Annotated in this window: 15 protein-coding genes; 10 read left to right on the top strand and 5 right to left on the bottom strand. The window is 72.3% G+C overall.

Annotated features, from left to right (window positions below):
- Positions 1-49: 49 nt before the first annotated feature.
- Positions 50-862: a metallophosphoesterase family protein gene (locus ACX9TP_RS06620; RefSeq protein ID WP_482978870.1), complete on the top strand. Its 813-nt coding sequence runs from the start codon at positions 50-52 to the stop codon at positions 860-862.
- 66 nt (positions 863-928) lie between these two features.
- Here ACX9TP_RS06620 and ACX9TP_RS06615 read toward each other — a convergent pair whose 3' ends face one another.
- Together ACX9TP_RS06615 and ACX9TP_RS06610 are read right to left on the bottom strand one after the other, a co-directional pair.
- Positions 929-3,508 carry a S8 family serine peptidase gene (locus tag ACX9TP_RS06615; protein ID WP_482978869.1) on the bottom strand — a complete coding sequence of 860 codons (2,580 nt, stop codon included), beginning with the start codon at positions 3,506-3,508 and terminating at the stop codon, positions 929-931.
- A gap of 70 nt (positions 3,509-3,578) precedes the next feature.
- Entirely contained in the window at positions 3,579-7,922 is a 4,344-nt protein-coding gene (locus ACX9TP_RS06610) for a DEAD/DEAH box helicase (RefSeq protein ID WP_482978868.1), read from the bottom strand.
- 253 nt (positions 7,923-8,175) lie between these two features.
- Here ACX9TP_RS06610 and ACX9TP_RS06605 point away from each other — a divergent pair, with 253 nt between their 5' ends.
- Positions 8,176-9,663 (top strand): PAS domain-containing protein, encoded by a 1,488-nt coding sequence (locus ACX9TP_RS06605; RefSeq protein ID WP_482978867.1) that lies wholly within the window; start codon positions 8,176-8,178, stop codon positions 9,661-9,663.
- A gap of 86 nt (positions 9,664-9,749) precedes the next feature.
- Here the strand turns inward: ACX9TP_RS06605 and ACX9TP_RS06600 are convergent, their stop codons facing one another.
- The gene (locus ACX9TP_RS06600; RefSeq protein ID WP_482978866.1) at positions 9,750-10,343 is read right to left on the bottom strand and encodes a DUF2378 family protein; all 594 of its coding nucleotides are present in this window, start codon (positions 10,341-10,343) and stop codon (positions 9,750-9,752) included.
- 66 nt (positions 10,344-10,409) lie between these two features.
- Positions 10,410-11,870 (bottom strand): hybrid sensor histidine kinase/response regulator, encoded by a 1,461-nt coding sequence (locus tag ACX9TP_RS06595; protein ID WP_482978865.1) that lies wholly within the window; start codon positions 11,868-11,870, stop codon positions 10,410-10,412.
- Between the two features lie 164 nt (positions 11,871-12,034).
- Between ACX9TP_RS06595 and ACX9TP_RS06590 the strand changes: the two genes are divergently transcribed.
- The 8 genes from ACX9TP_RS06590 to ACX9TP_RS06555 all read left to right on the top strand — a co-directional run bounded on the left by ACX9TP_RS06590 (position 12,035) and on the right by ACX9TP_RS06555 (position 22,009).
- Positions 12,035-12,994 (top strand): PLP-dependent cysteine synthase family protein, encoded by a 960-nt coding sequence (locus ACX9TP_RS06590; protein WP_482978864.1) that lies wholly within the window; start codon positions 12,035-12,037, stop codon positions 12,992-12,994.
- A gap of 90 nt (positions 12,995-13,084) precedes the next feature.
- Positions 13,085-13,939 carry a peptidoglycan recognition protein family protein gene (locus ACX9TP_RS06585; protein WP_482978863.1) on the top strand — a complete coding sequence of 285 codons (855 nt, stop codon included), beginning with the start codon at positions 13,085-13,087 and terminating at the stop codon, positions 13,937-13,939.
- Positions 13,940-14,010: 71 nt separating this feature from the next.
- Complete coding sequence (locus ACX9TP_RS06580; RefSeq protein WP_482978862.1) at positions 14,011-14,580, top strand: manganese efflux pump MntP; 570 nt, start codon at positions 14,011-14,013, stop codon at positions 14,578-14,580.
- A gap of 64 nt (positions 14,581-14,644) precedes the next feature.
- Complete coding sequence (locus tag ACX9TP_RS06575) at positions 14,645-15,931, top strand: metal-dependent hydrolase family protein (protein WP_482978861.1); 1,287 nt, start codon at positions 14,645-14,647, stop codon at positions 15,929-15,931.
- Between the two features lie 96 nt (positions 15,932-16,027).
- On the top strand, positions 16,028-16,342 hold the full coding sequence (locus ACX9TP_RS06570; protein WP_482978860.1) for a hypothetical protein: 315 nt from the start codon (positions 16,028-16,030) through the stop codon (positions 16,340-16,342).
- Positions 16,343-16,441: 99 nt separating this feature from the next.
- Positions 16,442-17,692 (top strand): TolC family protein, encoded by a 1,251-nt coding sequence (locus ACX9TP_RS06565; protein ID WP_482978859.1) that lies wholly within the window; start codon positions 16,442-16,444, stop codon positions 17,690-17,692.
- Entirely contained in the window at positions 17,689-18,882 is a 1,194-nt protein-coding gene (locus ACX9TP_RS06560) for an efflux RND transporter periplasmic adaptor subunit (RefSeq protein WP_482978858.1), read from the top strand. The genes ACX9TP_RS06565 and ACX9TP_RS06560 overlap by 4 nt, the downstream gene beginning before the upstream one ends.
- A complete protein-coding gene (locus ACX9TP_RS06555; protein WP_482978857.1) occupies positions 18,872-22,009 on the top strand; it encodes an efflux RND transporter permease subunit in 3,138 nt (1,045 codons plus the stop codon). The genes ACX9TP_RS06560 and ACX9TP_RS06555 overlap by 11 nt, the downstream gene beginning before the upstream one ends.
- Before the next feature lie 62 nt (positions 22,010-22,071).
- On the opposite strand, the gene ACX9TP_RS06550 is transcribed toward ACX9TP_RS06555, so the two are convergent.
- Positions 22,072-22,965 carry a hypothetical protein gene (locus tag ACX9TP_RS06550; protein ID WP_482978856.1) on the bottom strand — a complete coding sequence of 298 codons (894 nt, stop codon included), beginning with the start codon at positions 22,963-22,965 and terminating at the stop codon, positions 22,072-22,074.
- Positions 22,966-22,987: the final 22 nt, after the last annotated feature.

Here is a 22,987-nt window from a genome sequence, read left to right as displayed (position 1 = left end):
CGGCGTGCGCCCCGTCAGGAATGCCGGCGGCCATCCGACCCTCGGGCGCATGCGAATCCTGACACTCGACACGGTGCCGGCACAGACCTGGCCCTACCAATCCGCCGCACCGCGCGGCGGGGCGGAGATATGCCACTTTCCGCTGCTGCGCGGCACGGTGGACACGCTGCCCGAAGGCGTGGAGGCCCTGCTGGTGCTGTCGGACCTGCAAGGCGTGGCGCCGCACGCGCTGCATGATGGCGCCGTGGCGCTGCTCGGCGAGGTGCTGGCCGACACGCTGGCGTCACTGGGCGAAGCGGGGGAGTTGCCCCTCCCGGCGCACACGGGCGTGGTGCTCGCGGGCGACCTGTACTCGGACGACAGCGCCACGGTGCGCGGAGCCTCCGGCGACGTGCGCGAGGTGTGGAATGCCTTCGCCGCGCACTACCGCTGGGTGGCCGGCGTGGCGGGCAACCACGACTCCTTCGGAAGTCCTCGCGACGAGGCGCGCTTCAAGCGGCAGCCCGGCGTGTACCTGCTGGATGGAGAGGCGGCGGAATTGGACGGCCTGCGCGTGGGCGGAGTGGGCGGCATCATCGGCCGGCCCGACAAGCCCGGACGGCGCGAGGAGGAGGACCACCTGCGCCTGCTGCGTGAGGTGCTGCGAGCGGAGCCGGACCTGCTCGTGCTGCACGCGGGGCCGGATGTCCCCGGCATGCGCGTGCGCGGCAGCGCTCCCATCCGCGAGGCCCTGGAGAGACGCGAGGGGCTGCTGGTGGTGTGCGGCCACGCGCACTGGGAGGAGCCGCTCGCCACGCTGCACGGCGGCACGCAGGTGCTCAACGTGGACAGCCGCGCGGTGCTGCTCCAGCGCGCCAGCTGAGCCCCCTGCACTCCCGAGCAGCGAGCCCCGGCCCCTGTGGACCGGGAGCTCCTACAGCCCCACGCGTCAGCGGCAGAAGCCGTCCGACCTGCACGTCAGGCCCCCGGCGCAGCCCAGGCCCGTGCCGAGGCAGCTCGGCTGGCACGCGCCCACGCCCGTCCCGTCGCCATAGCAGCGGTAGTCGGCGCGGCAGTCACCCTGCCCCGTGCCCACCTCCTCCGTACACGTGGCCAGACACGTCTTCGTGCCCGAGGAATTCACCGTGTAGCACTTGGAGCCCGCCGGGCATGCCGTGGAGGAGCAGTCCTGCGTGCAGTACCCGCCGGGGAAGTTCGTCAGGCAGACCCCACCGGGGCAGGCGGCGTTGCTCGTGCACGCGCCGCCCACGTCCAGCGCCGGGTCGTCCTCCACGGGCGCCAGCGGCACCAGGTCGTAGCTCACGTCGCTGAGCGTCTCGTCGTCCTCCAACTCCAGCGGCTCGAAGGAGTCCAGGTTGCGCCAGAAGCCGGTCCGCTCCCCCTCCTCGAAAATCTCACCGTCCTGGTCATCGTCGATGGTGGCCAGCGAGAAGTACGTGCGCGGCACCAGCTTGAGGGAGTACGCGTAGTTGTTCGCGGCGCGCGCGAAGGTGATGGCCTCCTCCGACGCCTGCCACTCGCCCGACACGTCCTGCCACACGAAGGCGACGATGGCGTCCAGGTCCTGCGTGGACCCGACGCTGATCTTCAACGCCACCGTGGCCGAGCCCGCCGGACCCGACAGGGTGGAGCCCGCGAGGTTCAGCGTCACCGTGTAGTCCCCGTCCGGCAGCCCCGTCGTGTTCACCGCCACGTTCAGCGTGGACGAACCGAACGCCGGCACCGGCACCGTCGCGCCGCCGGGGAACGACACCGCGCCGGCCTGCGTCCCCGTGACGGTGGCCGTCACCGTCAGGTCACCGCCCTGGTTGCCGCCCACGTTGCTCACCGTGAGCGTCTGCAGGCCGCTGCCCCGGAAGAAGAGCGAGCTGGTGGTGACGCTGAGCTGCGGCGGCAGCGTCGCCGGATTCAGGTCCGCGATGCGGGCCAGCGCGGAGCTCGCGTTGATGAGGCCCGCGCCACACCCGCCCGGGCACTGCGACGAGGCAATGGGGGTGGCCGTGGCCTTCAGCGTGCTCTCCGCCAGGGTGGTATCCAGGCCCGGCCTCCTGGCGGCCATCAATGCCACCACGCCCGCCACGTGCGGCGCGGCCATGCTGGTGCCTTGCAGGAAGACGTACGCGGGCTGGTTGCTGTCGTCCCGCGCTGTGGACAGCACTCCGTCCGGGTAGTCGTCGCCGTTGAGGTCCTCGGTCATCTCTCCACCCGAGGCCATGAAGTCCACCTTCGCCCCGTAGTTGGAGAAGCTGCTGCGCCGGCCCGAGAAGCCGGTGGAGCCCACGCAGATGACGTTGTTCTGGTTGCACGGCGTGCTGTTGGTCGCGTCCACGTTCTCATTGCCCGCGGCGATGACGAAGATGGCGCCGCGCCCGATGCCGGCGTTGATGGCCTCCTGGTACACCTGCTGCGGCGGCGCGCTGCCACCCAGGCTCAGGTTGACCACCTTCGCGGGGTTGTCGTTGGGCGGCACGCCCGTCACGTCGCCACCCGTGGCCCACGTCATGGCCGCGGCGATGTCGAAGCTGTTGCCGCCCTGCTTGCCCAGCACGCGCACCGGGAGGATGCGGGCATTCCACGCCACGCCCGCCACACCGCTGGCGTTGTTCGCCTGCGCGGCCACCGTGCCCGCCACATGCGCGCCGTGCCACGAGGAGCCACCGCTCGGCTCGTCACCGCCCTCGTCCAGCGGGTTGGCGTCACGGCCGTTGGCGTCGCCCGCGTTGGCCGCGTCCTGAATCATGTCGTAGCCGGGGAGCCTGCGGCCATCCAGGTCCGGGTGCGGGATGATGCCGGTGTCGAGGACCGCCACCACGACGCCCGTCGCGTCCGACTCGATGTCCCACGCGGCCGGCAGGTTGATGGTGGGGTAGTGCCACTGGAGGGTGTAGCCCTTGTCGTTCGGCACCTTCAGCTTGTACATGCGGAGGTTGCGGTCCGTGTAGCGAACGCCCGGCAGCTTCGCGAGCTGCGCCACCAGCCCGCGCGTCTCGTCCGCCGTCACGGCGTGGCCGTCCACCGCCTCGAAGCCCACCAGGTGCAGGTACTCGCTGGCGTAGCCCTTGTGCGCCACGCGGTAGCCGGGGAGCTTCGCGGCCTCCAGCACGTGCTCGGGCGACAGGCCCGCCTCCTCGAAGCGCAGGATGACGTCGCCGGGGATGGTGGGGTCCTCCTGGGGAACGCGCGCCAGCGGCGGCGCCCCCGTCGGCGGCGGGACGATGGGCAGGTCCGGGTCCGTCACCACCGGACCGTCCTTGCGCAGGTGCATGCCGCGCAGCTTCGCCTTCAGCTTCGTCAGCTCGGCCTTGCTGAGCGGCGAGCGGACGACGCGGGAGACGCCCCCTTCGGAGGACTCGTCATTGCTGCGGAACGGCGTCAGCTCACCCTGGACGGTGGCCGTCGCGTTCGGATTGCCCGCGTCGGGGCGGTCGTCATCGTCATCGTCGTCGTCCTCGCCCGGGCAGGCGGTGGCGGTGAGCAACAGGAGACCCAGCAACAGCAGGCGACGCATGCGGACAGCCCCCTCGGAACACGGTCAGTGGGGGCACCCTAGCATCGCCCGTACGGGCGTAAGCCGCTTCTCAGCTCGCCATGGCCTCGCCGCTTCCGCCCTCCGTGTCCTCCCCAACGTTGCCCTCGGCCTCGTCCTCCAGCTCGTCAACGCCTCGGGGCACGCCGTCCACGTACGTGACGACATTTCCCGGCATCGCGGGCACGCGGGGCCCCGGCGTCACCACGCCGGTGAGGTTGAGCGGATCCACACCGGACAGCTGCACCCGCACGCCCGACGGCGCCTGACGGCGCACCCCGCGCGCCACGTCCACCGCCTCCGGCAGCGCGAACTGCTCGCCCACGAAGCCCGCCACGAAGCGGCCTCCGCGCACCTCGCCGCGCGCCTCCATGCGCCGGTAGACGAAGAGCAGCTCGCGCCACGTGGGCGCCAGCGCCTCGCGCATGACCAAATCCCTCCAGACGATGCCGTAGCGCTGGAGGAACAGCCGCGCCAGCTGGTCCATCACCTCGTCCTGCGGCTTCGGCTCGGCCGGGGCCAGCAGGCTCCAGCGTCCCGGGCCGCCGCGCTGCAGCAGCTTCTGCCGCTTGCGGTGCGCCGGGCTCTGGAGGATGCGCAGGTTCTGCACGGCGTCCGCCGTCACCAGCCCGCGCGCCACCAGCTCCCACAGCGCGTCCTCGATTTCCGCGGGCAGCCGCCGCGCGCGAGACACCAGGTCCTGGAAGAAACACGCGCCCCGGCGCTCCAGCACCGACACCACGTCCTTCGCGGGCACGCTCAAGTCGGGCGGCGTCCACACGTCGCCGTCGGCCAGCACGGCATGCGGGCGCGCGGCGGTGAGCATCCACTCCAGGTCCTCGCGCAGGGTGAAGGTCAGCGGCGCATTGCGCGTGGGCGAGGCCCGCGAGCGCGGCGGCGGCGCGGGCTCGGGGTCCACCGGTGCGCCCCGGCGAGGGCCCGGCGGCGGCTTCGCGTCCTTCATCGTCAGCCGGCCCCAGGCCACCTCGCCCGCGTAGCAGGCCCGCTCCAGCATGTCCGGCGTGTACCCGCGCATGCGCGCGGGCAGCAGGAAGCGCTCCCACGCGGAGGCGGGCGCCTCATACCCCTGCAGCAGGCGCACTGCCTTGAGCAGGCCGGTGGAGCCGCGCAGCGCGTCCACGTCCTCCAGGTGGTGCCACCGGAAGAGGAAGCGCATGAAGTCCTGCGCGCTCAGCGGCTCGATTTCCTTGCGCAGCCGCCCCACCGTCATCCGGTGGATGCGCTGGAGCAGGCGCCTGTCGCACCACTCCAGGGGCGGCGCTTCGCCCGGAGCGAGCGGGGACTCCAGCGCGCGGAAGCGGCCGCGCAGCACGGAGCCCTGGGACTCCAGGCCGTGCAGGGCGACGTTCACCTCGTCCTCGGAGAGCACCGTGAGCCGGGCCAGCTCCGCGACGGTGGTGGGCCCCAGCATCTCCATGCGCCCGCGCACCACCTGGAAGATGGCGGCGTCGCGCTCCACGGGCCGGTCATACTCCAGCACCGGCAGCGGCGGCTGCGTCACCGCGTCCGGGAAGAGCGCGCGCACCGCGTTGCCCCGCTCCGCCGACACGAGGAAGCGGCCCGCCGGCAGCTCCAGCCACGCCACCCGCCCCTGCTTGAACAGGGGCACCTCCAGCCCGCGCGGCACCTCGTGCGCGTGGACAAGAATCAGCTGCAACAGCGCGTCGTGCAGCTCGTCCTCGTCGCGCATGGGCGGCGCGGCGTCCTCCACCACCGTCGCGATGGCCGCGGCGTCCAGCGCGCCGAAGGCCGCCGCGTCCTCGGCGGGCATGGCCCGGCGCAGGGCCACGTTGCGCACGCGGCGCTCCTCGGCCGGCGCGTCGTCGAGGAAGGTGTACGGCTGGCTGTGAATCATCGCGTGCGCGAAGACGCTCGGCTCCGGCACGTCGCGCGCTTCCAGCTTGATGCGGCCGTCGCGCATGCGGCGCAGCACCTCGCGCAGGCCGTCGATGTCCATTGCCTCGCGCAGGCAGTCGTCCATCGTCTGCTTCACCAGCGGGTGGTCCGGCAGTTCGATATCGCCGCCCCCGTGGTTGTCCTGGCAGCCCACCTGCGCGGGGAAGACGGCGGCGAGCAGATCCTCGCTGCGCGCGCGCTGGAGGTTGGGCGCCACGCGCTTGCCGCCCATCATCCGGTGCAGCGCCAGGGCGCGCGTGGCCACCCAGCGGAAGCGCGTGCCGAAGATGGGCGCCTGCAGCACCGCCTGCACCAGCACCTCCTCCACGTGGTCCGGGTGGAGGAAGTCGAAGATGTCCGCCAGCGGGAAGGAGTGCTGCTCGCCCAGCGACAGGAGGATGCCGTCCTCGGTGGCCGCCGCCTGCAGCTCGAAGTCGAACGAGCGGCAGAAGCGCTTGCGCAGCGCCAGGCCCCACGCGCGGTTGATGCGGCTGCCGAAGGGCGCGTGGATGATGAGCTGCATGCCGCCCGCCTCGTCGAAGAAGCGCTCGGCCACAATCGTGGTGTGGCTGGGCACCGCGTCGAGCATCTTCCGGCCCAGCCGCAGGTAGCCCATGAGCGCGTCCACCGCGGGCGGCGGCATGCGCAGCTGCTTCTCCAGGAAGGACGGCGCGTCCTCGCGCTCGAGCAGCTCCTTGCGCAGCCGGCCCACCTGGGAGGACAGCTCGTCGGTGCGGCCCGGGGCCTCGCCGCGCCAGAAGGGCACGTTGGGCGGCGCGCCGCGCGCGTCCTCCACCACCACCGTGCTGCCCATCACCCGCTGAATCCGCCACGCGGTGCTGCCCAGGAGGAAGATGTCCCCGGGCGAGGACTCCACCGCGAAGTCCTCGTCCAGCGTGCCCACCACCTTGCCCTCGGGCTCGGCGGTGACGCTGAAGGTGAAGGTGTCCGGGATGGCGCCGCCGTTGGTGAGCGCCGTGATTCGCACGCCCCTGCGGCCCTTGAGGCGCTGGTTGACGCGGTCCCTGTGCAGGTGGATGCCGGCCCGGCCCCGCGCGGCGGCGATGCCCTCCGCCAGCACCTCCAGCACGCCCTGGTACTCCTCCCACGTGAGGTCGCGGTAGGGGTACGCGCGCTGGAAGAGGCTGAAGAGGGCGCGCTCGTCCCACTCCTCGCAGGCGCACGCGGCGACAATCTGCTGCGCCAGCACGTCCAGCGGCTTCTGCGGAATGCGCACCGCGTCCAGGTCGCCCTCGTGCACGGCGTTGAGGAGCGCGGCGCACTCCATCAGCTCATCGCGCGTCATCGCGAAGACGATGCCCTTGGAGATGGCGGCCTTGTGGTGGCCCGCGCGGCCCACGCGCTGGAGGAGCACGGAGATGGCGCGCGTGCTGCCCAGCTGCACCACCAGGTCCACGTTGCCCACGTCGATGCCCAACTCCAGCGACGCGGTGGCCACCATGGCGCGCAGCTGCCCGGCCTTCAGCTTCTCCTCCGCCGCCAGCCGGATTTCGCGCGACATGCTGCCGTGGTGGGCCGCGACGGTGCCCTCCCCCAGCCGCTCGCCCAAATCGTGCGCCACGCGCTCCGCCATCTTCCGCGTGTTGACGAAGATGAGCGTGGTGCGGTGCTGCCCCGTCAGCTCCACCAGCCGGTCATAGACCTGGCCCCACATCTCGTGCGTGGCCAGCGAGGACAGCTCCGCGTCCGGAATCTCCAGCGTCAAATCCCACGGGCGCATGTGGCCCACCTCCACGCGCCGGCACTCGCGGTGGGAGGCGCCGGTGAGGAAGCCGGAGATGGCGTCCAGCGGCTTCTGCGTGGCGGACAGGCCGATGAGCTGCGGCCGCACCTCCGTGAGCGCCTTGAGCCGCTCCATGGAGAGGGCGAAGTGGCTGCCCCGCTTGTCGCGCGCCAGGGCGTGGATTTCGTCCACGATGACGGTGCGCACCTTGCGCAGCGTGGCGCGGGCGCGCTCGGCGGTGAGGTAGAGGTAGAGCGACTCCGGCGTGGTGATGAGGATGTGCGGTGGACGGCGCACCATCTGCGCGCGCTCGGAGGCCGGCGTGTCCCCGCTTCTCACCTGCACGCGCAGGTCCTGGGGCGTGTAGCCCTCGCCGCGCGCGCGGGTGAGCAGCTCCTCCAGCGGCTGGAGGAGGTTCTTCTGCACGTCGTTGCCCAGCGCCTTGAGCGGCGACACGTAGAGCACCTGCGTGGCGTCCGGCAGCGTGCCCTCCAGCGCGAGGCGGAAGAGGGAGTCCAGCGCGGCGAGGAAGGCGGTGAGCGTCTTGCCGCTGCCCGTGGGCGCGGCGATGAGCACGTCCTGGCCGGCCTGGATGAGCGGCCAGCCCTCCACCTGGGGCCGGGTGGGCTCGCCCAGCCGCTCGGCGAACCAGCGGCGCACCACGGGATGGAACGACGCCAGCGCGGGATGCGCCGCGCACTCGGCGGCGAAGTCGAGGCTGATTTGCGGGGCCATGCGCACCTCTCTGGAAGCAGCCTGAACACAGGTACAGCCCGGCGTCAACGCGCCGCCAGTGTCTCCCGGCGCTACGTACTGCCCCACATTCGCGTGCCACGGCCCCCGACATGCATTGGGCAAACCCTGAACGCGCGTCTCCTCGCGGACGGGTGCGCGGACGGCGGTGTCACCTACTCCCCATGAGCGGCGACGCAGCGCGGCGGTACGAGGGAGTCGTTGCACCTCGCGTGCTACCTCTTTTCCAACCCCCATGGACTCCTCTTCCAGCCGCTACGCGCTCGAAGCACTCAACCCGGATGGCTTCCTTGCCCTCCGTCCTCACGGAGGCAGCGCCGCGGCCCCCGAGGACTTCCTCTGTGACTACGCCAACCCGGCCGCCGAGGCGCTGCTGGGGCCCGGACTGGTGGGCCCGCCGCTCCTCTCGAGCCGGCCCGCGCTGACGGGCATGCGCGCACCGTGGACGGCCACCCTCGCCACCGGCGAGCGCACCGAGCACGCGTTCAGCCACGGCGAGGGCGAGGCGGCGCGACAGGTGCGCGCCCGCGCCGTGCGCCTGGAGGACGGCCGCCTGGCCGTGTGGCTGGCGGACATCACCGAGGAGGCACGCTTCGTCGTGGACGCGGAGGCCTTCGAGGAGCGGATGAGCGCCTACGTGGAGTGCATGCCGGACGCCTTCCTCGCGCTGGACGGCGGCTTCCGCGTGCGCCACGCCAACCGCGCCGCGGAGAAGCTCCTCGGCCAGAGCCGGGACGAATTGCTGGGCCGCGTCCTGTGGGACGCCTACGCGGAGGAGCCCGAGTCGACGCTGCGCCGCCAGCTGCAGCGCGCGATGAGCACCGGGCGCACGGTGGAGTTCGAGGAGTGCCTGCCCACGCCCCAGCTCCACGTCCGCGTCACGGCGGTGCCCATGGCGGGCGGACTCCAGGTCTACGTGGCGGACATCACCCTGCGTCGGCGCACCGAGGACTCGCTGCGCCGCACCAGCGCCCTCTTCACCGCCGTGCTCCAGGGCAGCACGGACGCCATCTTCACGAAGGACCTGGCGGGCCGCTACACGCGCATCAACCCGGCCGGCGCGCGGCTGATGGGCAAGGCGGTGGACGAGGTGCTGGGCCACACCGACGCGGAGCTGTGGCCGGACGAGGCGCGCAACACCGCCTCGCATGACCGCGAGGTGCTGGCCTTCCGCCACACCTTCACCTACGAGGAAGCGCAGCGCGGCCCCAAGCCGCGCGTGTGGCTGTCCACCAAGGGCGTGCTCAAGGACGACACGGGCGCGGTGTTCGGCCTGTTCGGCATCAGCCGCGACATCACCGACCGCAAGGCCATGGAAGAGGCGCTGCGGCGCAACGAGGCGCGGATGCTCCAGGCGCTGTCCGCCGCGTCACTGACGCTCTTCGACTTGAGGCTGCCGGAGGGCACGCTGCACTGGGAGCGCAACGCCGCCGCCCTCTTCGGACAGGCGGAGCTCCCCGTGGAGGAGGCGCTGGGCACATTCTTGTCCCGCATCCACCCGGAAGACAGGCTGGGCGTGGCCGAGCGGCTGGCCCGCTGCGCCGAGGCCCCCGGCGAGGTGGTGCTGGACTACCGCGTGCTGCTGGCGGACGGACAGGTGCGGCGGCAGGCGCTGCGGGCCCGCTCGCGCGCGGAGGACGGCCGCATCGGCCGCGTGCTCGGCGTGCTGGCGGACCTCACCCACCGGCAGCCCGGCGCCAACGGCGTCATCCAGGCCGCGTGAGGCTCACGCGCGCGCCCGGGTGGCGCGTCACGTCCCCCGCTGGCGCTCGTGACGGCGGAGTGAGGCGCTCTTGCGGAGTGACGCCTTCAGCCGTGCACGCCCACCGCGGAGACCGGAGCCCGGGCCACACCGCGCGCCCAGGTGAGACGGAACGTCGCGGCGGTGCCGTCGAAGGCAATCGGCTCCACCTTCACCTGGCCCGCGCCCGCGCAGCGCAGCGTCTCCGCGAGGAAGCCGGCGGCGAAGTACGGGTTGTCCGCCGTCACGTCCTTCATCCACAGCGTGGCCGAGTCCTGCGTGGACTCCTCCACGCGCACCTCGTTGAAGTTGTTGCCGGCGCGGACGTTGTAGGGCACCCGCTCCAGCGTGCGGCGCGGGCCCAGGTGGGTGACGAGCGCCATGCTGGCCCGGCCCACGGACGTCTGCCGGAAGCCCTGGAGGTAGCGCGCGCCCAGCTCGAAGAGCGCCTCGTGCGGAAGCAGCGCGGGGTAGGCGTCCTGCGCGGCCACCCGGAGGAAGCCCCGCCACTGCTCCACCGTGTAGTGCGGGCGCAGCGGCTCCGACAGGTCCAGGCCCACCGCCTTCAGGCGCTGGCGGCCTTCACGGGTGAGGTGCGGGCCCAGGGCGCGCACGAAGAGGGCTTCCACGGACTGGGCGAAGATGAGCTTCTCGGACGGCATGACCGGAAGGTGGCAACAACTCCATCCGACCGCGAGGCTCAACGCACCGCATCCGTCCGCTTCTCATCACCGGGGTAGACGCACCGTGAAGGTCGTCCCACCCGGAGCGCTGGAGGCGACCTCCACGTCCCCCCCATGGCCCCGGACGATTTGTGAGGTGATGTACAGACCCAGCCCCAGCCCTCCGGCGGAGCCTCCCTCCGGCCGGGACTTGCGGCCCCGGCGCCAGGCGCTGAAGACGTGCGGCAGCTCCTCGGCGGGGATGGGCGGCCCCAGGTTGTGCACGCGCAGCACCGCGCCCTTCGGTCCGCCCTCGGCCTGCACCGTCACCAGGCTGTCCGCGGGGCTGTACTTCAGCGCGTTGGCCAGCAGGTTGCCCAGGGCCTGCTCCAGCCGGTCCGCGTCCCAGTCACCCCGGCCGTCCCCCAGCACCTCGAGCTGCACCAGGCGCCCGGGGTGGCTGGCGCGCAGCTCGTCCACGCTGCGGCGCACCACGTCGAACACGTCACACGGCGCGCGCGTCACGGGGATGCCGCCGCCCAGCCGCGCGCGGGCGAAGTCCAGCAGCTGGCGGATCATCCGGTCCATCCGCTCCGCGCTGGTGAGGATGCGGCCGGTGAGGTTGGCCTGGCGCTCGTCCAGCCCGCCGCGCCGCTGCAGCTGCTGCGCGGACATGGACAGGGCGTTGAGCGGGTTGCGCAAGTCGTGCCCGAGCATGCCGATGAACTGCTCGCGGAACTCCTCCGCGCTGCGCTCCTCGGTGACGTCGCGCAGGGAGGTCATCACCGACAGCACCCGGCCGCCCGGGCCCACCGCGGGCGAGATGACGAAGTCGAAGTACCGCGGGCCCCGGTCCGAGGACAGGCAGATGGAGCCGCGCTGCACCTGGCCCGTGCCCAGCGACTGCTCCACGAGCCGCAGGTAGGGCTCCAGCGCGGGGTCCTTCGCGCGCAGCTCCGCCAGCGTCAGCCCCGGGCCATGCGCGACATGGCTGCCGCGCGCCGCGTAGAGCGACTGGTTGGCGAAGAGCACACGCCCGGCGCCGTCATAGAGGACGATGGGGTCCGCGGCGCTGGAGATGGCCAGCTCCAGGAGCCGGCGCTGGTGCTCCACCTCCTGGGACAGCGCGCGGACCTCGCGCTCCGCCTGGCGCAGCCGCAGCAGGGCGTGCACCTGGGCGACCAGCTCCTCCGGGTCCACCGGCGCCACGAGGTAGCCGTCCGCGCCGTGCTCCAGGCCCTGCGCCCGGTCGCCCGGCCCCACGGCCTGCGCGGACAGGTGCAGCACCAGCACATTGTGGGTGCGTGGCGCCATCTTCAGCAGTCTGCACACCTCCAGCCCGCTGACGTCCGGCAGCCGCACGTCGAGGATGACCAGGTCCGTGTGCTCATCCGCCAGCGCCAGCGCCTCGCGGCCGGTGGCGGCCTCCACCACGCGGAAGCCGGCCAGGCCCAGCACCCGGGAAGTCACGTATCGGCTGGCGACGTCGTCGTTGACGTTGAGGATGACGGCGGGCTTGGAAGTCATTCGGTGGTCGGGACTCTTTCGTATCCGTCCCCCCCACCGCACGCAAAGCGTTACCGGCTCGGGAATGTCCGCTTCCCGGGTAGCCGGGCTACCGGAAGCCATCAAGTCTGCAAAAAGTTCAGAGACGCTCCCGCGAGGCCCGGTTTCGGGATAGTGAAGACCGCATGCGTCCTCCCTGTCGCCCGCTCCCCGCGGATGGCCGCTTCCTCCAGGCCGTGGGTCCCACGCCGCTCGTCCCCGTCCGCCTGGAAGAGGAGGGCCCCACCATCTGGTGCAAGCTGGAGTTCCTCAACCCCAGCGGCTCCACGAAGGACCGCATCGCCCGGTACATGCTGGAGAAGGCGTGGCGCCTGGGCGAGCTGAGCCCGGGCGGCGAGGTCATCGAGGCGTCCAGCGGCTCGACGAGCATCGCCCTGGCGCTGGCCTCCGCGCAGATGGGGCTGCGCTTCACGGCGGTGATGCCGGAGGGCGTCACCGACGAGCGCCTCATCACCATCCGCGCCTACGGCGGCGACGTGGTGCTGGTGCCGCGCGAGGTGGGCGTGCGCGGCGCGATTGCGCGGGCGGAGGAGTTGGCGCGCGAGCGCAAGGCGTTCGCCCCGCGCCAGTTCGAGAACCCGGACAACGCCGAGGCGCACCGCGTGTGGACGGGGCAGGAAATCCTGTCGCAGGTGCCGGGCGGCCTGGTGCACGGCGTGGTGAGCGGCGTGGGCACGGGCGGCACGGTGGTGGGGCTGTACCAGGCCTTCGCGGAAGCGGGCTGCCCGGTGACGGCCTTCGTGGCGCGGCCCATCGCCGGGCTGGGCTGCGACATCGAATGCTGCAGCTTCAGCCCCCGCGTGCCCGGCGTGGTGGACGGCATCTCCAAGCTGTACCGCGAGGCGGACATGCCGGGGCGCGTGGAGCTGGACGTGTCGGACGAGCTGGCCATGCGCACCGCGCGCGCCCTCATCCGCCGCGGCTTCCCGGTGGGCCCCTCCTCCGGCCTCAACTACGCCGCCGCCGTCGAGGCCGCCAGGCAGCTGGGCCCGGGCGCCCAGGTGGTGACGGTGTTCCCGGACCGGATGGAGCGCTACTTCTCCACCGAGCTCGTCCAGAAGCCCGCCCCCCGCGGCACGGCCTGAGGGGCACCTCGAAGTAGGAACCATGACGCAACTTCCCATGGTACCTCTCGATAATGGGGCAGGCTTTCCCACATTTTGAGAGTACCCCCCATGAGCGTCCGCCTTCCCCCCGTCTCCACCGCCACGACCTCCCGTACCGCTCCGGCGGCGACGACCCGCACCGCCGCGGTCGCAGCCAAGGTGACGGCGCCTCCCGCCGGCCTGCGCAAGGGGGATGAGGGCCCCAAGGTGAAGCAGCTCCAGGACGCGCTGGTGAAGCTGGGCTACATGACCAAGGCCCAGGTGGCCACCGGCCCCGGCACCTTCGGCCTGAAGACCGAGGCGGCGGTGAAGAAGTTCCAGGCGGACAAGAAGCTGCCCACCACCGGCTACTACGGGGAGCTGACGCACGCGGCGATGAAGAAGGCGCTGGCCAACGTGGACGGGCCGACGAAGCCGCCGCCGTCCACGCCGGGCACGTTCAAGAAGCCGCCCGTCGTCAGCGCGCCCTCGCCCAACTACAACGAGCGCGGCGGCAAGGACATCGACACCATCGTCCTGCACCACACCGCCTCCAACAACGGCGCGGGGGACCTGGCGTGGATGCGCAACCCGAAGAGCCAGGTGTCCGCGCACTACATGGTCGACCGTGACGGGAAGATCTACCAGCTCGTCAACGACCAGAAGCGCGCGTGGCACGCGGGCCAGGGCGAGCTGCACGGCGTGCCCAGCGACATCAACGGCCGCTCCATCGGCATCGAGCTCGTCAACGTCGGCGACGGCAAGACGCCCTTCACCGAGGCCCAGTACAAGTCGCTCACCCAGCTCACCGGCTACCTGAAGCAGCAGTACAAGGTGCCGATGAAGAACATCGTCGGCCACGCCGACGTCGCGGTGCCCAAGGGCCGCAAGAACGACCCGGCGCCCAACTTCGACTGGAACCGGCTGCGCAAGGGCATCTCCTGAGCCAGGGTGCTCCCTCAGGGGCCGGCCGCGGTGCGGTAGGCGGTCGGCACCAGATGCGATAGGGAGCGCCCATGCTCTCCCTGCCCCTGGTGATGCTGTCGCTCGGCCTGTCCATGGACGCCACGGCCGTGGCGATGACGAGCGGCTTCTCGGCGCCCCGGGTGCGGGTACGCGACGCGCTGCTGCTCGCGCTCTTCTTCGGCGGCTTCCAGGCGCTGATGCCCCTCATCGGCTGGGCGGCGGGCGAGCGCTTCTCGGACGCCATCGCCGCGTGGGACCACTGGCTCGCCTTCGTGCTGCTGGGCGGCATTGGCGTGAAGATGCTGCACGAGGCCTTCACCCACGAGGAGGGGGCCTCGGCGCCGCGCGCGAATCCGTTCAGCCTCCGGGTGCTGCTGGTGCTCGCGGTCGCCACCAGCATCGACGCCCTGGTGGCGGGCCTCACCCTGCCGACACTCGACGTGCGCCCGCTGCTGGCGGCCGCCTTCATCGGCGTCACCACCTTCGTGCTCTCCTTCGCGGGCGTGGAGGCCGGCCGGCGCTTCGGAGACCGCTTCGGGCGCAAGCTGGATGCCGTGGGCGGGCTGGTGCTCATCCTCCTGGGCGCCCGGACATTGTTCGAGCACCTGACGGCGGGCTGAGCCTCCGGCCGGATGGCCGTGTGGGGAGCCCGGCTCCAACGTCTCCTGGAACAGGAGGCGGCACATGGAGGTGTTCCGGTTCGAGAACGCCCGCATCTTCGACGGCCGGAGTGGAGCGCTCTCCGCGCCCTCGACCGTCCTGGTGCGGGGCGGGCGCATCGAGCGCATCTCCACCACGCCCCTTCCCGTGGACGGTGGCGCGCGGACCCGCGTCATCGACTGCGGGGGGCGCGTGCTGATGCCGGGGCTCATCGACGCGCACTGGCACTCGATGTTCACGACGGTGCCGGCGGCCGTCGCCGTCACCGCGGACATCGGCTACCTGAACCTGGTGGCGGGGAGGAACGCCGAGCAGACCCTGCTGCGGGGCTTCACGAGCGTGAGGGACCTGGGCGGTCCGGTGTTCGGCCTCAAGCGGGCCATCGACGAGGGCCTCGTCGCGGGGCCGCGCATCTACCCGTCGGGCGCCTTCATCTCCCAGACGGGGGGACACGGTGACTTCCGCCTGCTCAACGAGCTGCCCCGGGACGCCTCCGGGCACCTGAGCTACACGGAGCGCATCGGGGCCGCCGCCATCGCCGACAATCCGGACGAGGTCCGCCTGCGCGCCCGCGAACAGCTGATGATGGGCGCCAGCCAGATAAAGCTGATGGCGGGCGGGGGTGTCGCCTCGGAGCACGACCCGCTCGACTCCACGCAGTACACCGAGCCGGAGCTGCGCGCCGCCGTCGAGGCCGCGGAGAACTGGGGCACCTACGTCGCCGTCCACGCCTACACCCCGAAGTCCATCCAGCAGGCCATCTCCGCCGGAGTGAAGTGCATCGACCACGGGCACCTGGTGGACGAGCCCACGGTGAAGCTGATGAAGGAGCGGGACGTCTGGTGGAGCATGCAGCCCTTCCTGGATGACGAGGACGCCATTCCGATGCCGGACGAGGCCCGGCGGGAGAAGAAGCGGCAGGTCACCGACGGGACGGACAGGGCGTACCAGCTGGCGAAGAAGCACGGCGTCCGGCTGGCCTTCGGCACCGACATCCTCTTCGAGCCGAAGCAGGCCGCGCGGCAGGGGGCGCGGCTGGGCAAGCTGACCCGCTGGTTCACTCCCGCGCAGGTGCTGAAGATGGCGACGGGGGACAACGCCGCGCTGCTGGCGCTGTCCGGGCCGCGCAACCCCTACCCCGGCAGGCTCGGCGTCATCGAAGAGGGGGCGCTCGCCGACCTCCTGGTGCTGAGCGGCGACCCGCTGAAGGACCTCACGCTGTTCGAGGCCCCGGAGGAGAACCTGTTGGTCATCATGAAGGACGGCAGGCTCTTCAAGGACCGCCTCACCGCCGGGGGCCCCAGGCGGTGACGCCCCCTCGTGCGGCGGGAGGCCTGGCCCGCCCTCCACACCGCCCGTGAGGCCCGCGCGCGCGTTCCGTCCGGAAGCGTGCTAGGAACCGGCCTCGTGCTGCGCATCTGGCTCTGCCTCAGCCTGCTGCTGTTCGCCCCGAGCATGGGAGGGCTGCTGCCCACCCTGTCGGGCACGGCGAGCGAGGTGTGCACGCAGAGCTGCGCGGATGACGACGAGCGCGGGCAGTGCGCGCCCGACTGCGCCGACTGCACCTGCTGTGGCCATGTGCGCTCCGTGGCCGCGGCCGAGTTCGCGCCCCTCCTCCTGCCATACGTGGAGCGGCCGCCCCGCCTCGCGTACGAAGAGCGCGCGCCGCCCTCCGCCGACCTGGGCGACATCCTGCACGTCCCCATAGCCGTCCTCGCGTAGCCCGAGTCCGTCGTCTTTTCGCACGCGTCCGACAGGACGGGGATGCCTCCGGGGCATGCCCGCACCTGACGCTCGCCGACACTCCGCGAGGTCTTCCCCATGTTGTCCCATTGTCTCGCGACGGCCGCCCTCGGGCTCGCCGTCGCACTGCTCCCGCCACGCACTGGCGTGGCGCAATCATCCGAGTCCCCTCCCGTCGAGCTCACCCTGGAGGAAGCCCTGGCCCTGGCCCTGGCCCGCCAGCGCGCTCCCGCGTTGCTGGAGGCCACGGGCCGTGTCGCCGAGGCCCAGGGCCCCGTGGCCGGCGCCGCGCCCCTGCTGCGCAACAACCCCACCGTCGAGGTGCAGGCCGGGCCGCGCACCCTGGGTGATGGCACGCGGGGGGTGGAAGTGGGCGTGGGGCTCGTCCAGCCCTTCGAGCTGGGCGGCAAGCAGGGCGCCCGCCGGGAGTCCGCCCGCGCCGGCCTGTCCCGAGCGCAGGCGGACCAGCGCGACGCGGAGCGCCGCGTGCTGGGCGAGGTGGCCTCCTCCTTCCTGCGCGTCCTGCACGCGCGCGAGCGGCTGAAGCTGGCGCGCGAGGCCGAGGAGGCCGCCGCGAGCATGGCGCACTCCACGCAGCGCCGCTTCGAGGCGGGAGACGTGCCGGTGGTGGACGTCAACGTGGTGCGCGTGGCGCTCGCGCGGGCCCGGGCGGACGTGGCCGGCGCGGAGGGCGACGAAGCGTCCCTCCTCCACCTGCTGCGCGCGCTGCTGGGCATCGGGCTCGCGCGGCCCCTGGGCGTGCGGGGTGAGCTGCGGGCCCTGGCCACCGCCGCCGCGCCGGCGGCCCCCGGCGAGGAGCGCCCGGACCTCGTCGCGATGGAGGCCGAGGTGACGCAGGCCGAGGCGGACCTGCGCCTGGGCAAGAGCGGCGCCTGGCCCGACGTGGAGGTGGGCGTGCGCTACCAGCGCGAGGTGGATGAGACCGCCGTCCTCGGCACCCTCGGCGTGCCGCTGCCCCTCTTCTCACGGGCGCAGGAGGCGCGCGTGACGGGCGAGGCCCGCGTGCGCCGCCTGCGCACCGTGCTGGAGGCGGCCCGCTCCGCGCGGGACGCGCAGGTGGAGGCCGCGCGCGTGCGGCACCGCAAGCGACAGGACGCGGTGGACCTGCTGGAGCGCGAGGCCCTGCCCCTGCTGGCCGACAACGCCTCGCTCGCGGCCCGGTCCTACGAGGCGGGGGAGATGGGGCTCGCGGAGTTCCTCCTCGTCCGCCGCGACACCCTCGAAGCCCGCGTTGCCTACGTCGACAGCCTCCTCGACGCGGCGCTCGCGCGCGTGCAGCTCGCCGTCGAGACAGGAGCCCTGCCATGAAGCCCACCTTTCCGCTGCTGGCCGCCCTGCTCCTGCTGACCGCGTGCAAGTCGGAGTCACCCCGACACGAGGACGAGCACGGACACGAGGAGGCCCAGGGCGCCGAGCCGCACGGCGAGGGCCATGACGAGTCCAGCGTCCACATCGCCTCCGAGATGATGCGGGACTTGCGCGTCACCACCGCCCGCGTGGGCGAGCGTCCCGGCGGGGAGAGCGTCACCGCCCTGGGCGAGCTGACGTTCAGCGAGGATGCGTACGCGGAAGTGGCCTCTCCCATCGCCGCGCGCGTGGGCACCGTCTTCGTCACCACCGGCCAGGAGGTGAAGCAGGGCGACAAGCTCGCGGAGCTGCGCAGCCCCGAGCTGGGCAAGGCCCGCGCCGCGCTCCAGTCCGCCCAGGCCCGCGCCACCGCCGCGCGGCAGGCCGCCGAGCGCAAGCGCGCCCTCGCCGCCGAGCGCATCGTCGCGCAGAAGGACGTGCAGGCCGCGGAAGCGGAGGCGGCCTCCGCCGACGCGGACGTCGCCGCGGCCCGGGCGGAGCTGACGTCCCTGGGCGCGAGCGAGGACGAGCTGCGCGGCGGGCAGGGCGCGCCGGGCTTCGTGCTGCGCGCGCCGCTGTCCGGCACCGTCATCGAGCGGGACGCGCGGATGGGGCAGATGGCGGACGCCTCGCGCCCCCTCTTCCGCATTGGCGATTTGTCCTCGTTGTGGCTCATCGTCCACGCCTTCGAGCGCGACGCCGTGCGCATCCAGCGTGGCACCCAGGCGCGCGTCACCTTCGCGGCCTTCCCGGGGCAGGAAATCACGGCGAAGGTAGGCCACGTGGGGCAGCGCGTGGACGCGGCCTCGCGCACCATCCCCGTGCGGCTGGAGCTGGACAACCGCGATGGGCTGCTGCGTCCGGGCATGTCCGCGTCCGCCTTCCTTCCCCTGGGCGATGAGGGCGCGCCCATCACCACCGTCCCGGCGGCGGCGCTCCAGCGGCTGGAGGGCGGCTGGGTCGCCTTCCTGCCCACGGACACGCGAGGCGTGTTCGAGCGGCGCGAGGTGGGACGTGGCCGCACGCTGGGCGGCGAGGTGGAGGTGCTCTCCGGGCTGAAGGCCGGGGAGCTGGTGGTGGTGGAGGGCGCGTTCCTCCTCAAGGCCGAGGTGGAGAAGTCGAGCGGCGGAGGGGACCCCCATGCGCACTGACGGCCAGGGGCCTTCCTCCTCGGTGGTGGACCGCGTGCTGCGCGCGTCCTTCGCGCGGCCGGGGCTCACGGTGGTGCTCGCGCTGGCGCTCTCCGCCTTCGGAGCGGTGGCGCTCCACGGGCTGCGCCGCGACGTGTTCCCGGACCTGTCCGCGCCCATCTTCAACGTCATCGTGCAGAACGCCGCCATGGGCGCCGAGGAGCTGGAGACGGCGGTGGCCATCCCCATGGAGGTGGCGCTCGCGGGCCTGCCGGACGTGCGCCGCATCCGCTCCAACTCGCAGCTGGGCGTGACGCAGGTGACGGTGGAGTTCGAGCCCGACGCCGACTACTTCCGCAGCCGCCAGTACGTCGCCGAGCGCGTGGCCCAGGCGCAGGCGGAGCTGCCCCCTGGCACGGACGCGCCGCTCGTCTCCAGCCTCACGGGCCGGCTCAACGAGGTCTTCGAGTTCACCCTGGAGGCCGAGCCCGGCGCGGCCGACCTCATGACGCTGCGAGATTTGGCCGAGTTCGAGGTGAAGAACCGGCTGCTCGCCGTCCCCGGCGTCGCGGGCGTGGAGCGGCTGGGCGGCTACCTGCGGCAGTTCCAGGTGCAGCTGGACCCGGACCAGATGGTGGCGCGCGGCATCAGCCTGGACGCGGTGGAGCACGCGCTGGAGGGTGCCAACCTCAACGCCTCCGGCGGCTTCGTGGTGCAGGGGCCCATGGAGTGGACGGTGCGCGCCGTGGGCCGCGCGCAGACGGTGGAGGACCTGAGCGGCACCGTGGTGGCCCTGCGCGACGGGACACCCGTGCTGCTCGGCGACGTGGCGGACATCCGCGAGGCCCCCGCCGTGCGGCGCGGCATCGCCCACCGGCTCAAGGGCGAGGTGGTGAGCTGCCGGGTCATCAAGCAGTTCGGCGCGGACACGGAGCGGGTGGCGGCGGGCGTGCGCGACGCCATCACCGAGCTGAGCCGCGCCCTGCCTCCGGGCGTGCAGCTGCGCATCGTGTATGACCAGTCCGTGCTGGTGGACTCCGCGCTGGGAGGCGTCAGCCGGGCCATCCTGCTCGGCGCGTTCCTGGTGGTGCTCGTCCTCTTCGGGCTCTTGGGAGACTGGCGCGCGGCGCTCATCGTCACGCTCACCCTGCCCCTCTCCCTGGGCATCGCGGGCATCCTGCTGAAGGCGGCGGGCATCGGCATCAACACCATGACGCTGGGCGGACTGGCCATCGCCGTGGGCCTCCTGGTGGACGCGGCCATCATCGTCACGGAGAACATCGTCCACGACTTGCGCGAGGGCGCGGGGCGGAGGTCTCAACGCGAGGAGTCGCTCGCGGCCTCGCTGGAGGTGGGCCGGCCCATCGCCTTCGCCACGCTCATCGTCGTGTCCGTCTTCATTCCCCTGTTCGCGATGACGGGGATTGAAGGCCGCATGTACCAGCCGCTCGCGGCGGCCGTGGTGGCGTGCCTCGCGGCGTCACTGGGACTGGCCCTCACGCTGGTGCCGGTGGCCTCCGGCCTGTTCCTCCGTGCGCCCAGGCCGGACGCGCCGGAGGACGTGTGGCTGGTGCGCAAGGTGAAGGCCTTCTACGCGCCGCTCTTGGAGCGCTGCATGCGCCGGGCGGGGCTGGTGCGGCTGGTGGCGCTCGCCATCACCGTGCCGGCGCTGGGGCTGGCCTTCGCGGTGGGCAGCGACTTCATGCCCCGGCTCGACGAGGGCGCGCTGCTGCTCCAGACGGTGCTGCCGGCGGAGGCCTCGCTGGAGGAGGTGGACCGGCTCAACCACCTGGTGGAGGACGTGCTGCTGAAGTTCCCCGAGGTGGACGACGTGGTGCGCCGCACCGGCCGCGCCGAGCGCACCGAGGACCCGATGCCGCACACGCTCTCCGACGTGCTCGTGGTGCTCAAGCCGGAGCGGGGGCGCTCGCTGGAGAAGCTGGAGGCGGACATGCGCGAGGCGGTGGAGAAGGTGCCCGGCGTCAGCACCCTCTTCACCACGCCGCTGGGCATGCGCATCGACGAGGGCCTGGGCGGCAGCCCCGCCGACCTCTCCGTGCGCATCTTCGGGCCGGACCTGGAGGTGCTCGCCGGACTGGCCGAGCGCACCCGCGCCATCATGGCGAAGGTGGACGGCGTGGAGGACCTGCGCGCGGAGCAGCTGAGCGGGCTGCCGCAGCTGCGCATCACCGTGAATCGCGCCGCCGTGGCCCGCGTGGGCCTCACGCCCGGAGACGTCATCCGCGCGGTGCGCGTGGGGCTGGTGGGACAGGAGTCCTCCCAGGTCTGGAAGGGACAGCGGCGCTATGACCTGGTGCTGCGACTGGCGGACCACCGGCGCGGAGACGCCGCCGCCATCCGGAACCTCCTGGTGGACGGACATGACGGCACGCGCATCCCCCTGAGCCAGCTCGCGCAGATTGAGGAGACGTTCGGCGCGGGCAGCATCCGCCGCGAGGCGGGCAGCCGGCGCATCGCCGTGGAGGCGGGTGTCTCGGGACGGGACTTGGGCGGCACCGCGGCCGAGGTGCGCGAGCGGCTGGCGGCGGAGCTGAAGCTGCCCACGGGCTACTTCGTCGACGTGGGCGGCAAGGTGGAGAGCCAGGAGCGCGCGGCGCAGTCGCTGATGGTGGCCATCGCCGTGGCGCTGATGGCGGTGTTCATCCTGCTCTACCTCGCGCTGGACTCGCTGTCGGAGGCGCTCGTCATCCTCGCCACGCTGCCGGACGCCTTCGTGGGCGGAATCATCGCGCTGCTCATCGCCGGGGAGACGTGGAACGTGTCCAGCCTGGTGGGGCTCATCGGCCTGTTCGGCATCGCCGTGCAGAACGGGCTGGTGCTGGTGGCGCAGACGAAGCTGCTGATGGAGCGCGGCCGACCCTTCGACGTCGCCCTGCGAGAGGCGAGCATCAGCCGCGTGCGGCCCAAGCTGATGACGGCGAGCACCGCCATCCTCGGCCTGCTGCCGCTGCTGGTGCTGCCGCTGCACGGCACGGAGGTGGAGCGGCCCCTCGCGGTGGTGATGGTGGGCGGGCTCGTCACGTCCACCCTCTTCACCCTGCTGGTGCTGCCCACCTTCTACGCCTTCGTCCACGGGCTGCGCGAGCGCGTGGGCCAGAAGCTGGCGGCGCGGAGGACGGCGCCGTAGGCCCGGCGCTCCACACGGCGTGGAAGGAAGCTTCGTTCCACGCCGTGTCGCCGGGAGGAGGGCTACCTCGCGTAGGTGACGACGTCCTCGCGCACCTTGCTGACGATGCCCTGCCAGTTGCCGTTGGCGCCGTGGCTGAAGGCCTCGCCGTCATCGCGGAACTTCACCGAGTGGTAGCTCCACTTCGCCTTGCCGTCGCTGCACGCGGCGGTGCCGGTGTTCAGCGTGCCGCCGCAGAACCAGTCACCGGGGTTGCACTGCGAGCTGCCCGAGCTGCCCGACACGCCACCCGTCGTGTGGTAGGCGACGGCCTCGTCGTCCTGGCCCGGGAGGATGCCGGAGTACGCCGTGCCCTTGGAACCCGCGAACATGTAGAACCAGATGTTGCGCGTGGTGTTGTGGTTGTACATGGCGCGCGCCGTCGTCGTGACGAGGTCGCTGACGATGGCGTCACTCGTGGCCCACTCGCCCGCGTCCGCCAGCTCGCTGCCGCCGCCGGCGCCGGACGCCACGTCCACCCACTTGATGTTCCAGCCCGTCTGCGTGGTGCCGTCCGTGTTGCCGCACACGCCGCTGGAGTTGGGCACCGCGTTCTTCTTGTAGCGCGCCGAGCCGCCGTACAGCGACAGCGCGTAGCCAATCTGCAGGTCGCCCGCGCTGTGCACGGCGATGTAGCACCAGTTCGCTCCGGTGCAGAAGCAGTCCAGCGCGTCGCGGATGCGGTAGTTCTGCCCGCCGATGCGCTGCCGTCCGTCCCAGTTGACGGCCTTCTTGTTCACACCTGCCGCGGTGGAGCTGGGGCCCCAGTTGGAGAAGTCGGCATAGTTGCCGGCCTGCGTTCCGCCGGAGTTCTTCCCGTGGATCCACAGCGTGTAGTTGGTGGCGTGGGCTTGCGGCGCGGACAGCAGGACGGCGGCGACCGAGGCAACGAGTGCCGTGCGGACAGCGAGCAGCATGAAGACTCCGGGGGGATTGCGA

This window comes from Pyxidicoccus sp. M15, from assembly GCF_056858435.1.
This window is presented reverse-complemented; position numbering and strand designations above follow the sequence as displayed.